This is a genomic window from Sphingomonas sp. PAMC26645 (genome assembly GCF_004795835.1).
Taxonomy (GTDB): domain Bacteria; phylum Pseudomonadota; class Alphaproteobacteria; order Sphingomonadales; family Sphingomonadaceae; genus Sphingomonas.
Genome location: NZ_CP039249.1, coordinates 1,773,632 through 1,788,872 on the forward strand (window position 1 = coordinate 1,773,632; position 15,241 = coordinate 1,788,872).

General features: G+C 63.5%; 17 protein-coding genes and 1 tRNA gene. 11 read left to right on the top strand and 7 right to left on the bottom strand.

The window, feature by feature from the left end; translation table 11 throughout:
- Nucleotides 1–62: 62 nt before the first annotated feature.
- The 10 genes from E5673_RS08320 to E5673_RS08365 all read left to right on the top strand — a co-directional run bounded on the left by E5673_RS08320 (nucleotide 63) and on the right by E5673_RS08365 (nucleotide 7,833).
- On the top strand, nucleotides 63–380 hold the full coding sequence (locus E5673_RS08320) for a hypothetical protein (RefSeq protein WP_136189633.1): 318 nt from the start codon (nucleotides 63–65) through the stop codon (nucleotides 378–380).
- Between the two features lie 185 nt (nucleotides 381–565).
- Nucleotides 566–2,428, top strand: coding sequence for a hypothetical protein (locus E5673_RS08325; RefSeq protein WP_136189634.1), 1,863 nt, complete (start codon nucleotides 566–568; stop codon nucleotides 2,426–2,428).
- The gene (locus tag E5673_RS08330) at nucleotides 2,425–2,679 is read left to right on the top strand and encodes a hypothetical protein (protein WP_136189635.1); all 255 of its coding nucleotides are present in this window, start codon (nucleotides 2,425–2,427) and stop codon (nucleotides 2,677–2,679) included. The genes E5673_RS08325 and E5673_RS08330 overlap by 4 nt, the downstream gene beginning before the upstream one ends.
- An 11-nt stretch (nucleotides 2,680–2,690) precedes the next feature.
- Nucleotides 2,691–4,553 (top strand): SGNH/GDSL hydrolase family protein, encoded by a 1,863-nt coding sequence (locus tag E5673_RS08335; RefSeq protein WP_136189636.1) that lies wholly within the window; start codon nucleotides 2,691–2,693, stop codon nucleotides 4,551–4,553.
- 129 nt (nucleotides 4,554–4,682) lie between these two features.
- Nucleotides 4,683–4,955 carry a hypothetical protein gene (locus tag E5673_RS08340; protein WP_136189637.1) on the top strand — a complete coding sequence of 91 codons (273 nt, stop codon included), beginning with the start codon at nucleotides 4,683–4,685 and terminating at the stop codon, nucleotides 4,953–4,955.
- Entirely contained in the window at nucleotides 4,952–5,155 is a 204-nt protein-coding gene (locus E5673_RS08345) for a hypothetical protein (protein WP_136189638.1), read from the top strand. Before E5673_RS08340 ends, E5673_RS08345 begins: the two co-directional genes overlap by 4 nt.
- Nucleotides 5,156–5,194: 39 nt before the next feature.
- Nucleotides 5,195–6,076 carry a glycosyl hydrolase 108 family protein gene (locus E5673_RS19965; RefSeq protein ID WP_247599633.1) on the top strand — a complete coding sequence of 294 codons (882 nt, stop codon included), beginning with the start codon at nucleotides 5,195–5,197 and terminating at the stop codon, nucleotides 6,074–6,076.
- Entirely contained in the window at nucleotides 6,073–6,486 is a 414-nt protein-coding gene (locus E5673_RS08355) for a hypothetical protein (protein ID WP_136189639.1), read from the top strand. The genes E5673_RS19965 and E5673_RS08355 overlap by 4 nt, the downstream gene beginning before the upstream one ends.
- Complete coding sequence (locus E5673_RS08360) at nucleotides 6,476–6,700, top strand: hypothetical protein (RefSeq protein WP_136189640.1); 225 nt, start codon at nucleotides 6,476–6,478, stop codon at nucleotides 6,698–6,700. The genes E5673_RS08355 and E5673_RS08360 overlap by 11 nt, the downstream gene beginning before the upstream one ends.
- 188 nt (nucleotides 6,701–6,888) lie before the next feature.
- On the top strand, nucleotides 6,889–7,833 hold the full coding sequence (locus E5673_RS08365) for a DNA adenine methylase (protein ID WP_348769894.1): 945 nt from the start codon (nucleotides 6,889–6,891) through the stop codon (nucleotides 7,831–7,833).
- A 138-nt stretch (nucleotides 7,834–7,971) separates the two neighbouring features.
- On the opposite strand, the gene E5673_RS08370 is transcribed toward E5673_RS08365, so the two are convergent.
- Both E5673_RS08370 and E5673_RS08375 read right to left on the bottom strand, forming a co-directional pair.
- Complete coding sequence (locus E5673_RS08370; RefSeq protein WP_136189641.1) at nucleotides 7,972–8,487, bottom strand: hypothetical protein; 516 nt, start codon at nucleotides 8,485–8,487, stop codon at nucleotides 7,972–7,974.
- A 120-nt stretch (nucleotides 8,488–8,607) separates the two neighbouring features.
- Nucleotides 8,608–9,483, bottom strand: a complete 876-nt coding sequence (locus E5673_RS08375; protein WP_136189642.1) for a hypothetical protein — start codon at nucleotides 9,481–9,483, stop codon at nucleotides 8,608–8,610.
- Nucleotides 9,484–9,548: 65 nt separating this feature from the next.
- Between E5673_RS08375 and E5673_RS08380 the strand changes: the two genes are divergently transcribed.
- Nucleotides 9,549–10,820 (top strand): integrase arm-type DNA-binding domain-containing protein, encoded by a 1,272-nt coding sequence (locus E5673_RS08380; RefSeq protein WP_136189643.1) that lies wholly within the window; start codon nucleotides 9,549–9,551, stop codon nucleotides 10,818–10,820.
- Nucleotides 10,821–10,951: 131 nt separating this feature from the next.
- Here the strand turns inward: E5673_RS08380 and E5673_RS08385 are convergent, their stop codons facing one another.
- The 5 genes from E5673_RS08385 to E5673_RS08405 all read right to left on the bottom strand — a co-directional run bounded on the left by E5673_RS08385 (nucleotide 10,952) and on the right by E5673_RS08405 (nucleotide 15,230).
- On the bottom strand, nucleotides 10,952–12,028 hold the full coding sequence (locus E5673_RS08385) for an ImmA/IrrE family metallo-endopeptidase (RefSeq protein ID WP_136191408.1): 1,077 nt from the start codon (nucleotides 12,026–12,028) through the stop codon (nucleotides 10,952–10,954).
- Nucleotides 12,029–12,039: 11 nt separating this feature from the next.
- Nucleotides 12,040–12,654, bottom strand: a complete 615-nt coding sequence (locus E5673_RS08390) for a hypothetical protein (protein WP_136189644.1) — start codon at nucleotides 12,652–12,654, stop codon at nucleotides 12,040–12,042.
- Between the two features lie 296 nt (nucleotides 12,655–12,950).
- On the bottom strand, nucleotides 12,951–13,724 hold the full coding sequence (locus tag E5673_RS08395; RefSeq protein ID WP_136189645.1) for a helix-turn-helix domain-containing protein: 774 nt from the start codon (nucleotides 13,722–13,724) through the stop codon (nucleotides 12,951–12,953).
- 13 nt (nucleotides 13,725–13,737) lie between these two features.
- Nucleotides 13,738–15,141, bottom strand: coding sequence for an integrase arm-type DNA-binding domain-containing protein (locus tag E5673_RS08400; protein WP_247599634.1), 1,404 nt, complete (start codon nucleotides 15,139–15,141; stop codon nucleotides 13,738–13,740).
- A gap of 13 nt (nucleotides 15,142–15,154) precedes the next feature.
- Nucleotides 15,155–15,230 (bottom strand) — tRNA-Thr (locus E5673_RS08405).
- Nucleotides 15,231–15,241 lie beyond the last annotated feature (11 nt).

Below are 15,241 nucleotides of genomic sequence, written 5' to 3' on the forward strand. Positions count from 1 at the left end.
TCCGTACTGTACGGGTCCCGTTTTATGATCTGCGCAACCAGCCCCAAGTCATGGAGCTGCGAGTGCACCCCGACGCGCCTGGCGATCCGCAGCTCTCGCTGCTGCCAGCGGCCGCAGGAAGTCAGGGTCTGTCGGTTGCCTTCGAACCGGCGGTCACGGGCCTGGTCGGGACCGCGATCGCGACCTTTCCCGTCGCGACCATCACGATCCAGATCGATCGCGCGACCATCCAGAAAATGCTGCCGTTCCTGACGAACGGTACCGAGCCCGGGCAGGACGTCGTCCTGGCCTTCGATCATCTGATCGCCCTGCCGGGTTTGCCACTTCTGCCGCTGATCAGCGGCTCTTTCATCATCGAGCCCGGAGTGTCCGTCCCATGATAATCCAGTCTGGAGCGCTGTTCGATCGGTTCGGCAGCTTTCGCGTCGCTGCCGGCGTCGAAGCGCAACCCGTCTTCGGCATCGTCGGCGCGTCCGGCACGCCATCCGATCTAACCGGCCGGTCGATCGTCTGGCGTTTCCTCGACGCGCGCAGTGCTGTTGTCGGCCTGCCGATCGCAGCGACCGTGAACGGAGCGACCGCAACCTTCGCCTTTACCGGCGCCATGACTGAGGCGCTCCGGAAGGGCGGTGTAACCAGCTTCGAGATCGCGATGCTGACCGCGACCGGCCGCGTTGTGCTTCACGGCGGCACGGCATCGATCGACGACGGCGCGCCGTTCCTGCTCGGTGCCGCTGGCACTGCTGGTGCGGACACGCTGACGGTCATGGCTGGGACTGGTACCTTGATCGTGTCCGCCCAGGGCGCGCCTGGCTCGAGCACCGAAGCGATCGCCGCGGCCGCGGTTGCGAATGCCGCCGCAGCTGACAGCATCGCCAAGACGGCCGCGACGGTGACCGCGACGGGGGCGGCGACCGCTGCGACGGCCGACTGCACGGCAAAGACCGCCTTGGCGGTAACGGCGACGGGCAAGGCCGATACGGCAACGACCGCGGCTAAGGTCGCAACCGATGACAGCGTCGCCAAGACCGCGCTGACCGTGATCGCGGGCAACGCTGCGAACGCCGGCGCTACCGCCGCGAACACCGCGGCCGCGCAGATCGTGCCCGAGGGTGGTCCTTCGCTGCTGATCAAGCCTGGTACCGGCACCTTTCCGGCGATCGCCGATGCCTATTTTACCGGGAGGAAGTCCCTCTATTCGAGCTTCGACGGCCTACGCCGCCAGTTGCGGGGCTTCACTGACGTGACCGATGTCGCGCGCGCCACGACGGCTACGTATTACGATGCAGGCGGGGTGCTGCAGACGGCGGCAAGCGGAACGGCTCGATTGGGGGCCCTCTTCGACACTGCGTCCGCTGCGTGGGTGCTAGCCGGCCTGTTGGTCGAAATGCAGTCGACCAACATCATCACCAATGGCGGCAATACCGGGGCGGTGGTGGGTAGCCCAGGCAGTGCGCCGACGGGGTGGTCTGTCCCTACCGCGACCAATGGTTTGAACCGCGAAGTCACCGGTGTGGGCGTGTCGGGCGGCGTGCCGTACACGGAGTTCCGGGTCTCCGGCACGGCAACCGCCAACGGCTCGTTTGTGTTCTCCTTTGGTCGCGCGTCGACCACGGCAGGTCAGACCTGGACCGGTTCATCGTTTGCTTCCGTCGTTGCTGGCGACGCAAGCAAATTGAACGAGGTCATCTTCGAAACCGACGGGACCAATACCGTCTATCAAAACCGCGCAATGGCGCTGACGTTACAGTTCACCCGGCGCTTTTATTCTCGAACACTGACGATGGCGGCGCCGACACAGTTTCAGTATTACTACCAGCTCACCTTCGTCAGCGGGACCGCGTACGATTTTACCATACGCATCGGAGGTGTGCAGACAGAGCTTGGCTCCGTAGCCACGTCCTACATTCCGACCAGCAACGCACAGGCGACGAGGGGGCCCGACTTCTACTCCAAGGCTGTCGGCATCGAGTTTAATCCAGCTGCCCAGACCATGCTATTGCGCGCGCGATGGGATGGCACCCTTCGTGCCTCGCGGATCGGCGGTTGGGATGGCGGATCTGATAACGACCGCATCATCGTGGATCTGACAGCCGCAGGGAACCTGATCGCTCGTGTTATGAGCGGTGGCATATCGATCGGCCAGGTGAATGGTCCGACGCCGGTAGCAGGTACAGACTACAAGATCGCACTCGGGTTTACGAACCGGATCTTGCGCCTGGTCGTCAACGGCACGGCGTATCCTGACGCTGCTCTAACCGGGCTTCCGCCGATCACGACCCGCAGGTTCGGCAACAACGGCGCGTCGGGCAGTCAGCCGAACTGCTTTATCATTCCTTACCTGCCGCACCCGACCAACCCGCTGCTCGATGCCACCGAGTTCCCGCGCCTCCTCACGGTGGCTGAAATGCAGGCGTACACCGCATGATCGATCTTTATCTCCGCTTCGCTGATGAGGCGGCCGCGCTGGCGGCCGTCCCGTCGGCCGACGAGGCCTTCCTCGTCGACGTCGTCGGCGTTGTCCGCATCCCAATCCAGCAATGGACGGACGATGGCGAGCAGCTGACCCGCGCGCGGCGCGGCTGGCACGTTAACATCCGCTGCACCGACGATCGCGATCTGTCCGCGCTCGATCCCTTCATCGTGACGCCCGAGCAGCCTGCTCGCGTCTGGGCCTGAGGCGAACCACTATGGCTGACGCTATTTTGAACGTCGTCGACGACAAGGTCGAGCTCGTCGTCGAAGGCTCTGAGCTATTGATGCCCATCGTCCAGATGGCGCAGGGTTATGCTCAAAACGCCGCAACGTCGCTTGAGACTGCGCGGCAGGTCGTCATCAACGGCACTGCGCAGGTCGCTGTGTATGCAGCACAGGCGACCGCGGCCGTCGACGTCGTGTTTGCCGACGGTACCGGTGTCTTCGGCGGCCCGGGCACGAGCCTGGCCTTGTCCGACTCAGCGCTATCCCGCCAAGTCTGGCTGAACCCGCAACCTGTGCCGCGCAGTGGCGTCCTGCGGACGATCAACGCGAATGTGAAGCAGGTCGGGCGCGTGATCTTCGGCTTTGCCAACCGCGACGGTGCCGTGCAGTTGCGCGTTATCATCACCTTCACGGCCCTGGGGCGTCAATCCGTTGCGGTCCCCGCGGCGATAGTGCGCGCCGGCTGGCTCTTCGGCCAAATCTCCGATGGGGCACTCGACAGCGGTCTCATCGGCTATTCCAACTACGGCTATGCGCTAAATGGTCCTGCCATCGCGGCGGGCGTCGCGACCGCGTCGCTCAGTGTCGCCCCCGGCGTCACGATCGCCGCAGGCTTCACGCTGGCGGCCGACGACGAGATGGCCAGCATGGCGGATCTGACTTCCGCCCGGGTGACGATCGCCTCGAGCAAGTTGCAGGCGCAGCCCGACAACTGGTTTGCGAACAACGCTGCCTGGACGTTTGGGCCGAACGGGATGACCTCGCCGGCAGCGGGGCAAGGCTGGAACACGTATATCCAGACCGCGATCTTCACGCGGCTCGAACAGCGCCTCATCCGCGCACGACTCACCGGCATGACGGCTGCGACGATCGTCGGACTTGCCGCGCTCGCCCCCGACCAGGGCGCGCCGCTGTACGAAGGCAATGGCCGAGGTCCCTCCATGGTGACGGTCGATTTCGCCAGCCGTACGATCGCGATCAAGGGGCAGCCGAACGGCGCAGGCGATCCAGGGACCGTCGTTTCGGCGCCGCTTGCGGCCGGTCATCGCGCGATCAACCCGCACATCGTCGAATGGGGCTGGCACGTGCGGGCCATGACGCTGACGTTGATCGATGCAGTCAGCCAGGCGCGTACGACGATCATCGACGATCGCAACACCCAGATCGATACCGGCAACCCGGCCGGGAACATGAACGATGCGCTCGCCTTCCTCGCCATCGCTGGCCAGTTCACCGTCAATCATCTGAAGGTGATGTATGATCGGCCGCGCGCCAAAGCGAAGGTGCTCTACCTGGCCGACAGCATCGGGCAGGGCGACCAGCAGCTGGCGGCGATGACGGTCAGCCGCATGCTTGATGCCGAGCTTGGCGGTGCGGTCGCGATCTCGGCCATGGGCGGTGGGCGCGCCCGAGGCGCCTATATGTGCGCGGTCAACGAGATCCCGGCGCTGAGACCGAAATGGGTCATCGTCGCGGTTGGCACGAACTTGTCCGCACCAGGCGATAGCAGCGGCGGTGTGATCGGTACGACGCTGTGGAAAGCGTATGTCGAGAACATCATCATGCTTGCAAAAAGCTATGGCGCCAAAGTTATTCTGACGACGCTCCTCAACACGGCGTACGGCGACAGCCAGGGCAATTACAACGCGATCAACACGGCAGCTTTGGCGTTTGCAGCTGCCTATCCCGACGACGTCTACATCTGGCAGTGGAACCGAGCGCTTAGCATTGATGGCATGGGCGCGGCCGCAGACCCGGCCAAATTTCACGCCGACCTCGTACACCCGATCGATGCCGGCCACGCTGCTTTGCTTGCGCAGCTGCGCCTCGACGTGTCGCAGCTCTTCGACTGACCATACCGGCAGGATGCCGAACGCTACCCTGGTAGCGCGCGTGGCGCGGAGATCTCCACGCATGCCGGAGGCTTCCACCATGTTTGACAGCAGCTTTGCGGCCCGGGCGACCGCGGGAAGGATCTTCACGTGAGCAACGCGCAACCTGGCGGTGGCCTGGCCTTCAAAGACATCTTCATGATGGCCTGTTCGGCAGCCGGTCTCGCCGCTCTGATTGCCAGCCCCATCGTTGGGTATGGCGGCCTGAAAGAAAAACTCGACGTCAACGCGCAGCGCATCACCAAGCTCGAGGCGGCCGACGCTGCCAAGACCGAAGTGCTGACCAAGATCGACGGACGTACGATCCGCATCGAGACAAAGCTCGAGATGATCGTACCGAGCAAAGGAGCGCTGCAGCCATGATCGACGGTACCACTCTTATGATCGTTGGCGTCGCTGCGCAGGCGGCGGTCCCAGCTCGGATCGCCGTCGCAGCTCTGGGACTGCGACTTCGCGGGTCGGGCGTCCTCGCATCGATCGCTTTTGCACCCATGCAGCACCCTCAGCCTGTTCAGTACGCGATGGTCTCGACGGTCGCCGCGCCGGTCGCTCCCGACCGCTGATCCGCCGGCGGCCGGCTGCCGCCATCCTAGGAGATCCCGATGACCCCACTCGACGCCATGCGTCGGGTCCGTAGCCATGCGCTTCGGGCCTGGTCGCTGTGGTCCGTTCGCATGTCCGCGATCGGCGCCATCCTCACCGGGCTTGCAGCTGCTGCACCGGATACGCTGCTGCAGATCTGGAACGCGCTGCCCGACGAGATCCGCAGCCTCTTTCCCGCCTCGCTCGCTCACGTCATCCCGACGCTGCTGTTCGTCGCGACGATCGTCGTCCGCCTGATCCCGCAGACGCCGGCGGCCGAGCGACGCAGCCTGTGGAAGTCGATCAGCGGAAAGGTCGGACCAAAGGCAGGTCTCACCGCGGCCGCGATCGCCATGATCGCCAGCGTCATCGCTGTCGAAGGCGGCTACGTGAATCATCCCGCTGACCCGGGCGGCGAGACGAACATGGGGATCACGAAGCAGGTTGCGGTTGCGAACGGGTATGTCGGTCCGATGCGCACGCTGCCGCGTGGCGTTGCCGAGAGCATCTATTACGCCCGGTACCTGGTAGCGCCAGGTTACGCGGCATTGATCTCGATCGACGCCGCGGTCACCGAGGAGCTGTTCGATACCAGCGTCAACATGGGCGCGTCGCGGCCGTCGGCCTGGTTCCAGCGTTCGACCAACGCGCTATGCGGTACCACGCTGACGATCGACGGCCGGCTTGGACCTGGTTCGATCGCCGCCTACCAATCGTGCCAGGCGAAACTCGGCGCCGCGCCGCTTTGCGTTGCCACCCTTGGTATCCTCGATGCGTGGCAGAGTGGAGAGTACGCACGGCTGATCGGTGCGAACCCCAAGCTGCAAGTGTTCCAGAAGGGCTGGATCGCCAACCGGATCGGCAACGTCGATCGCCGCAAGTGCGCGACGGTGAAGGCATGACGCGGTTCCGCATCATCCTGGCGATCGCCGCCCTGGTCGCGATCGTCGCTGGCGTCGTGTGGATCCGCCACGGCGGCGAGACCGCCGGCGCGGCCAAGGTCACCGCGAAGGCCAACGTCTCGCACGCTGCCGGCGTCACCGAAGCGCGCGCCGACGAGCGCGCGGCCGCGGCAGTCACCCAGTCGATCGCCGAGCGAACCGTCCGGATCGACGCCAAGACCGACGCCTATGTCCAAGCCACGATCGAGGATCTTCACAATGCGCTTGCCGATGTTCCGCCTGCAGCTCCTGGCGCTGCTTTGCCTGCCGCTCCTGTCGACCGCGTGCGCGACAGCCTCAACGCCGGTATCGCTCGCGCGAACCGAGCGGGCCACGATGCCGGCACTGCCTCCGGAGCTGGTGAAGACTGAGCACTTGGCGCCGATTGCCGGCAAGCCGGCCGGCGAACTGGTCTCGATCGACAAAGGTGTGCTCGACGAGCTGCTCGAGCGCTTCGCCCAGGCGATCGGCGCCGTCGAGCGCGGCAACAACCGGGCAGGGGGCGTAAAGGCGCTCTGGACCTGCGTCGACGCGATCATGCGGACTGGCGTCCAACCCGCCGGCTGCGCGCCAGCGCCGCACTGATTGCAGGCCGCTATAACGCGTGGCATAGCTCGAGCGCTGCTCCAAGCTTAGCCGTAAGGACAGCCCGCGCGCGCGGTTTGCTCTGGGTCACCGGTTCGCCGGGTGGCCCGCTCAATAGAAGACCCCTCGGGGGAATAGGCGGGGCGTAGACCCCAGAGCCTGCGCGGCTAACCACCCGGTCCGTCCGGATGGTTGCCGCGCAGCAACCTCTCCAACAGTTTCGCGGCGATCGCCGCTCCACCCATCCCGCGGCCACCTGGCCGGGGCTCCGCCGATCGTCGATCGGCGGCCATCATGGCGCGCGTAGCCCGTGCCTCGTCATGAAGGTCTACCTCCACATGAGTCCTGTAATCGTTGCTCGCCCGCCTGCGGCTTACATGGGCGGCAAGCGCAACCTGGCGTCCCGTCTGTGCGCCATGATCGATACCACGCCCCACAAGGCGTATATCGAGCCGTTCGTCGGCATGGGCGGCGTCTTCCTGCGCCGATCGCGCCGACCGGCCGTCGAGATCATCAACGACCTGTCTGGCGACGTCGCAAACCTCTTCCGCGTTGTACGCCGGCACTACGAGCCTTTCGTCGACGAGCTGCGCTGGCTCATCGCCAGTCGGGCTGAGTTCGACCGGCAAAAGGCGATGGATCCGAACACGCTCACCGATATCGAGCGCGCGGTCCGCTTCCTCTATCTTCAGCGCCAGGCGTTCGGGGGCCGTGTCGTCGGCCGAAGCTACGGCGTGACAGCCCGCAATCCTTCGCGCTTCAATCTTGCGAAGCTACGTGGCGAGCTGAAGCTTCTCAGTCAGCGCCTCGAGCCGGTTCAGATCGAGCAGCTACCTTACGCAGATCTGATCCGCCGGTACGATCACGCCGGGGCGCTGTTCTACCTCGATCCGCCTTATGACGAGACGGCAGGCTACGGCGTCGAGTTCGGCCGCGCCGACTACCTGGCGATGGCCGACCAGCTGGCGGCGATCGCCGGCGACTTCATCATGTCGATCAACAACACGCCGTTTATTCGGGAGGCGTTCGCAGCGTTCGAGATCCAGGAGGTCGACACCTCCTGGTCGCTTGGAATGCAGTCGACCGGTGCGCCATCGAAAGTGACGGAGCTGATAATACGCAACCGGCGGTGACATTCCGCCTTCGTGCTATGACTCGGAAAACCCCCGCAGCACGTGCTTTCGGGCACGCGCTGCGGGGGTATCACCTACCCAAAAACGGGGTACATGGCCCGTCGAGAGCCGCGGAAAACCGTTGTTGCGGCGGAGGACTTATCCGCCGTTGGGACTGATCGGGCGGGCGCGGTACCGCGGTGAGGGATGCATATTCCACCACCGCTCATAGAGCGATCGGATTGCGTGCGTATGTACCCGGTAGGGACCGCTGGGGTCAGTATTGTGGCCCATTGCAATAAGGTGCTTCTCCAAGATCTCGGAAAACCAACGCTCAGCCAATCGGAAGAAAACCGGATTCACCAGGGCGCCTTCGATCATTAGCGAACCGGCAGTCGTGAAGAAGCTGATGACGTACAGCACTGCGAACCGGTCGTTCTCGTCGGGGACGTTTCCAACGTCATCAAACGAAGCCAGCTTGATCTCCGGGTTATGGACAGTGTTCCAGAACTGTCGCCGGAGTTTGTGAGCTTCTAAGGTTGAAAAGCCATCGATCAGTGCGATCGTAGCTTTCATGCGCTCGCGGCGCCCTTGGATCCACAGAGTTGTTCCCGTTCCGAACAATCCGCCCACGCCCAATGCACCGAGTAACGATACTAAATCAGACTGCGCCATGGGTCGCCGCATAGCACAACTACCACGTTCTACATGGGGTATCGTGTGGGTAAGATAGGGGTGTGGCCACCCAGCGGAGCTGCGGGAACGTGTCACTGCGGCGGAGGGATCCTCCGCCTCTTACCCTTGATTTCCGGGTTCAGGCGGCGGGTTTCCCGCGCTATCGGTACCTAGCCGCGTTTCGACATGAGGGTCTACCGTCAAGCGTTGCCATATCCGTTCCTTCATCTTGGGTCCCGGCACTCGACGCAAATCCGGATCATCGGCCCCATGATAAAACATGATCAGTTTGCTCTCCGGGTTGGGAATTGGTCGACCGTTTGGAATGAAGATACCAAGCGGAGGTCGATTGTCGGGCGCAGCAGGTGTCTCTGAGGGTTCGGCTAGCGGTAACTTCGCGCGTAGCTGCCTCGCCCGTGTAAGGACGCTATTCCGTAGGGCGTTCCAATAGGTCACCTGCTCGTCGTCGACGGTCCAAATGGCATCTCGGTCAGCGATCATAGGTACAAACGAAGTTGTCCGGAGGAACGGGCTGCCCGGAATAGTACCGGCATCCGGATCGTTCACAGGGTGCAGCCAGAACGTCTGGTGTGCCAGTGCGTTACGCACTTGAAGAAGTTCTGCCGTTTCCCCCGACCAAGCTTCGCGCTCTGGGCCTTCGAATAATCGCAGGGCAATGGGGTTGGCCAGATGCATCAGCTGCCCAAGCGTCTTCTTACGAAAGCTAGTCTCTAAGTCGTCAAACGGCGTGCCGCCGGTCGCCGCTTCGAGCGTGCCGAATTGATCCAATAGAAGGATCAGGACGAGTTCGTTGTCGATCAAGAACCCGCCGCCGAGGAAGTCTCCCCGGATACGGGCAATGCGCTCGCGATGAAATTCCGCACTTTGCTCCGGAAACGCGTCTTCGCCGATCACAAGCCAAGATCCGTAATCAACACGAACCAGTCCGTCGTACGCAATGCCCTTAAAATCGGCCGGTCGTACCTGCTTCGCCATCGTTTTCTCCGCTCGCTCGACTTGGCATCGCGATGCCGTCGGCGCTCAAACCATAGGACATGACTATGCTAAGCAACGCTACGGTGAAAGCCGCGCGGCCGCGTACGGCCGCCTACAAGCTGTTCGACCAGGGCGGCCTGCACCTCTACGTCGTCCCGACCGGACGTAAGTCCTTCCGGATGCGCTTCCGCTTCGGCGGTAAGGAGCAGTTGCTGACGATCGGCGCCGTTCCCGAGGTGACGCTCGACGCCGCGAGGGTCCGTTGCAACCAGGTGCGCGAGCAGCTCGGCCGCGGCGAGGATCCGCGGGCGCCGGCGCTGGACGCGATGATCGCCCCATCAACCTTCGAACCGGCCGCCCGCGCCTGGCACGCACACCGGTTTGCTGACTGGACGCCGGTGCACGCGGCAGACGTCATCGCCAGCCTCGAGCGGGACATCTTCCCGATGCTGGGCGGTACGCCGCTCGCCGATATCCGGCCGCCATTGGTCCTGCAGGTTCTGCGCGCGATCGAGCGGCGCGGCAGCGTCGAATCGGCGCGACGTCTGCAACAGCGGATCTCGCGCGTGTTCAAGTACGCCTGCTCCGAAGGCTGGGCCGATGCGAACCCGGCCGAGGGCGTGGCAGAGGCAATGGCGCGTGGTCGCGCGCCTCGGCATCATCCGGCGTTGATAGATGCCGCCGAGCTGCGCGCGCTACTGGCGGCGGCCGAGCTCGTCGACGTCGCTGCATCGGTGAAGCTCGCTTCCCGGTTCCTAGCCCTGACGGCCGTGCGCCTGGCTGCGGTACGTGAGGCGCGGTGGAATGAGATCGAGGATCTGAATGGGACGGCGCCGACGTGGCGCGTGCCGGCGGCGCGGATGAAGCTCGCGGCAGCGAAGAAGCTCAATGCCGCGAACGATCACCTGGTCCCGTTGAGCGCGGCAGCGGTCGACGTCCTACGCGCAGCGCGTCGCGATCTGCACCCACAAGCTGCAAATCTAGACGGCGCTGCGCTCATCTTCCCCGGCCGCGCCGGCGCGGCGATCGGCGAGGGCGCCATCCGTATCCTCTACCAGCGCGCCGGCTTCGGCGATCGCCACGTCCCGCACGGATGGCGCGCCAGCTTCTCGACGATCCTGAACGAGCAGCTGCCCGACGAGCGCGCCGCAATCGACCGAGCGCTCGGCCATGTCGGCGGCGGGAAGGACGAGGAAGAGCAGGGGATCAACCGGAAGGTCGAGGGCGCCTACAACCGGTCGACGCACATGCCGCGACGGCGGCAGTTGTTCGACGCCTGGGCCGAGGTCCTCGCCGGGGCGGCGCCGATCGCCGCGGCCGCCGCGGCGGCGGCCTGACCCCCCGGGGGGTCGAAAGTGGACAGGGCAGGGTGCCGGACACCGCATAGGGGGTTCGTGCGCACTGCGAGGTGTTCTGGGGTAAAAAGATTGGGCTCACGCGGCAGCCGCAGCGTGCCGAGTGAGCACTATCAGCTGACCGCGACCAAACGCGGTTTAGAAGGATCGACGCCGGATTGTTCACGCTCACCGGCCCCGGTCAGGCCAAATACCAAGTTGTCGATCTCAACGACGGGCAGCCCAAGATCTGCTGCGATATGCTCGCGCGAGCACCGTTCAGCCCAAAGCTGGCTGAATATCTTCTGCCAAAGCACCGACTTCTCCCGCTCGATCGGATCTGGTTCCTGCTTGGTATAACCCTTCTGTTGCATCTCGATACAGAGGCCCCGGTATTGCCAGTCCGAGACGCGGCGCAGCCGGTTCAGACGATAGGCTAGCGCTGCCGTCGACACTCTCCAGCGGCGCTTGAGCTTCACAATCTGAGCGAGGCTAGTGATGCTCTGGATGCGCGCGAGCACGTCAGCTTCGGGCATGAGAAACGCCGATGCGAAGGAGTTGGCCTCCATCTCTGCCGCGCGCCCAACGCCCCCACCATGACGATGGAGCACCAAGTGTCCAAGTTCATGCGCCGCGTCGAAGCGGGTCCGCTCAGCCGATTTATGCAGATTCAGGAAGATGTACGGCGTATCGCCGCGCCAGCATGAGAATGCATCGACCGTTTGAGTAGTCTCGGCCAGGGAGAAAACCCGAACGCCTTTTGCTTCGAGCATTTTCATCATGTCGGAGATCGGCGCCTCGCCAAGCGCCCATTCCTGCCGAACCATCCGCGCAGCCTGGTCCGGTTTCGTGGCCGGATCCAAAAGCGGCAACTCGCAGCTTGGGCGATTGAAGCGCTGCCCGATCCAGTCGCAGAAAATGAACGCCAACGAGCCAGCAGCCAAAGCAGCATCTCGTTCATGCGCTCTCATAGACGTTAGGCTGCGGAAACTAGCCCCGTCGGTCAGCCGCTCACATTCTTCGCCATAAAAGAAATGCTCTGGAAAACTTAGGGCCTCGGAAAGCGCCGCCATTGTTTCGGGCTCGGGTTCGGATGTCCCTTGTTCAAGGCGAGTGATTGTAAGGGGCACGCGGCCGATACGAGCCGCGAGTTCTTTCGCGGACAAGTGTCGCCGTTGCCTCGCGACTATGAGGCGCTGTGGATTAAACATTTTCACGGTCACTAGGCCTTGCGAGAAATCTCGATCTCGAAGTCTGGGCCACGGTCATCATCTAGCGCCTCGACAAAATCCCAGCCACCGGCGGCAACGATGATTATGCGTTCACGGAAACCGGCGAACTGCCGATCTTCAATTGCGCGCGGAAACGAGAGTTCCAGGCGCACATCATCGCCGTGCGCCTGAACGAATAGATAGTAGCAGGCAGCTTTCGCTTCCCGCTCCTCTTCCGCGGCGATCTCCGGGAACAACTCACCCTGATTTGACGCTACATACTGTGCCGACGCCGGCCCCTTATCTGATGCTGCGAGAGGGTCGAAGTCCGGGTCACCCGCACGTTCTGCGCTTTGGTAGGCTAAGCGCACCCCCGTGTCGGGATTGTAAACGCTCTCGATACCGGCGTCACGGCTGCGGCGAAAACCACGATCACCCAACACGCGACGCATCGTTCCAGTGCCTTCGATCCAGGCGAGCAAGCCGCCGGCCGTGGCAGGATGGTCGAGAGTTGCGGAACGACGAGCTCCAACCGCTGCCCGAGCGATCGTAATCATGTCAGCAACAGTTACCCCGATCTGCTCGAGGCGCGTTTCAACTTCTGATGCTTCGAGCAGTACCGGCATGCTCACCCCCATGTTGATTTTCTCTAATCCGTTCGTGAGCCGCTTTGGCCGCGACGTCAAGTGGCCCGCTGAAGATGTTTCCTTCTTGTTCTCGGGCGAGGACCTGCGCCGCATAAGCGACGCGAGAGGCAGTTGGCACCGTTCGTGCTCCTCCCCCTCGCCAGCCCGGGGCGGCGCAAGCCGCCTCGTTCCGACAGCCGGGTTTTGGCGGTAGGGTCCTTGAGGTGGGCCGTTTCGGCACTGGGGGAGCAACATACTGGAGCATGGGGCCGCGAAAGCGGTCCCATTCCTTATTATTATATCTTCGCGTCCCTGATAGTTTCGACAGATTGGAATCGCGCTATTCGATCATGCGCGCGGCCGTAGCTAGCAAGAGCCTTCGCTAGGATGCTCTGATCGCCGAGGCGGAACGCCGCCAGATCCTCGGCCGACAACGTGTCGAGCATGCGCTGAACGTGCTCTGCGTCGTCCTGCTCACGCTGGACCTGGTCGTCTGGCTTCGGCGCGGATCCGAACTTCGCCTTGAGCGCCTTTGCCAGCCACGTCGGGACTAGGAACCAGTAAGCGGTCGTGATCTGTTCGACCTGCGGGCCCTTGGGGTCGGGATCTTCCACCGGGCGTGTGCGCAGCAGCTTTCCGAGCAGGCCGACGTCGACCAACTCCTTGATTGCTTTGTCGACGGTCGCGATCGCGACGTTCGCGCGGCGCGCTATGCCCTTGATCGACGGGAAGCATGCGCCGTTCTCAAAGTTTCGGAAGCTCATGATGACGTCGTAGATATGTGGCGTACGGAAGCTCAGCGGCCCCCGCCGGCTCCCTGCCTTCTTCTGCGCTGGGCTCATCGACCAGGCGCGAACCTGCCGCACACGCTCGTTGCGCACTGCGGCCGAGAACGTGTTGTGCGTAGCCCACTTTCGCTTCTCGTGATCGCCCGCGTGGTAGCTGTTGCGGCGGACGTCTGAGCTGGTGCCGCGGCGTAGGCCCTGCAGGGCCGAGCTGGTCTGTCGAAGCTGATGCCGTGCCGCGCGGGCCGCATTCGCTGCCGCGAGGCGGTTGCCACCGGCGCTCACGCTGCACCGCCGATTACGAGTGCCGCTGCCCCTCGAGCAGCTGGGCTGGCTCCAACAGATCGACGGTCAGCAAGTCCGCCCATTCCTGCGCGATCTCGCGACGCCGGGGCATGTAGGCATATCGATTGTAGATCGCTTCCGTGCTGCCATCGATATGCGCCAACATAAGGTCGACGATCTCTCGATCGCCCTTCCGCCCCTCCTCGGCCGCGAGCCGGTTCATGACGGTAGAGAACGTTGCGCGCCAACCGTGCGGCACGTGGATCGCGGCGTACCCGGCTTCCCGATACAGCTTGCTGATCGTGCTGTCGCTGAGCGGACGCTTGGCAAACCTGATTGATCGGAAAATCAGACCAGTCGTACCGCTGAAGCTGATCGCTACCTTCACGATCTCGACGGCCTGCCGCGACAGCGGAACGACAAACTCGAATGCTGGATCGTTGCGACGTTCCTGCGCCAATTTCATCTTGGTAGCCGGAATGCGCCAGATCGGTGCATCGCCGTCCAAGTCCTCGAACTCGTGCACCTCGGCCAATCGCAGCACCCCCGACCTTACCGCCGTCAACGCCAGTAGGCGCGACGATAGGCGCGTCAGCGGGTAGGCCGGTCGCACCTCGACAACCCTCAGCAGTTCTCGCGCGTGAGCGATCGTTTGGACCGCGGGGTAATGACGGTGCCGAACCCGGCCGAGCGCCTTGCCCATCTCCGCGGCCGGATTGTTGGTCGCGATCGCGCTGGCGATCGCATGTACGAAGATGTCGGAGATCCGCTGCCGGCAGCGGTGCGCGACGTCCGCCGAACCCCGCGCCTCGATCTTCCGAAGCAGCGTGACGATCTGCGGCGACGTGACCTGCGATATCGGCATCTTGCCAATTGCGGGGAATACGTCGTTCTCTAAGGTACGCAGCACGTGCGCCGCATGACGCGGTTTGAAGAGTGGGACCTGACTGGCGTGCCACGTCATCGCTACCGACTTGAACGTATGTTCGCCCGCAGCTGCAGCCTGTGCCGCCTGCAGCACTCGATCGATTGACGGATCCACGCTCGTCCGAAGCAGCGCCGCGGCCTGCTCCCGTGCGATTCGCGCCTTCTTCAGCGATACGTCCGGATAGAGGCCGAACGTCAGTCGCTTTTCCTTCCCGTGGATGCGATATTTCCACCGCCAGGACCGAGCACCGGACTTCAAAATCTCGAGATAGAGGCCGTGACCGTCGAAGAGTTTCGTCTTCCCATCCGTCGGCGGTGATTTGCACTGCAGGTCGGTCAGCATCTGATGCCCCCACTGCCGATGAAACGTGCCCCCATAATGCCCCCGAATGCCCCCGCCAGTCCTGACCGACAATGGCGGCTTTTGACGGTAACAGAAACCCCCGAAAATGGCTGTTCTCTGCGGTTTTTGACGGGCCTTGACGGCCAATGGCGGTAAATAATGGTGCCGGTTGCAGGAATCGAACCCGCGACATCCAGTTTACAAAACTGGCGCTCTACCAACTGAGCTAAACCGGCCCGTTCGCGTC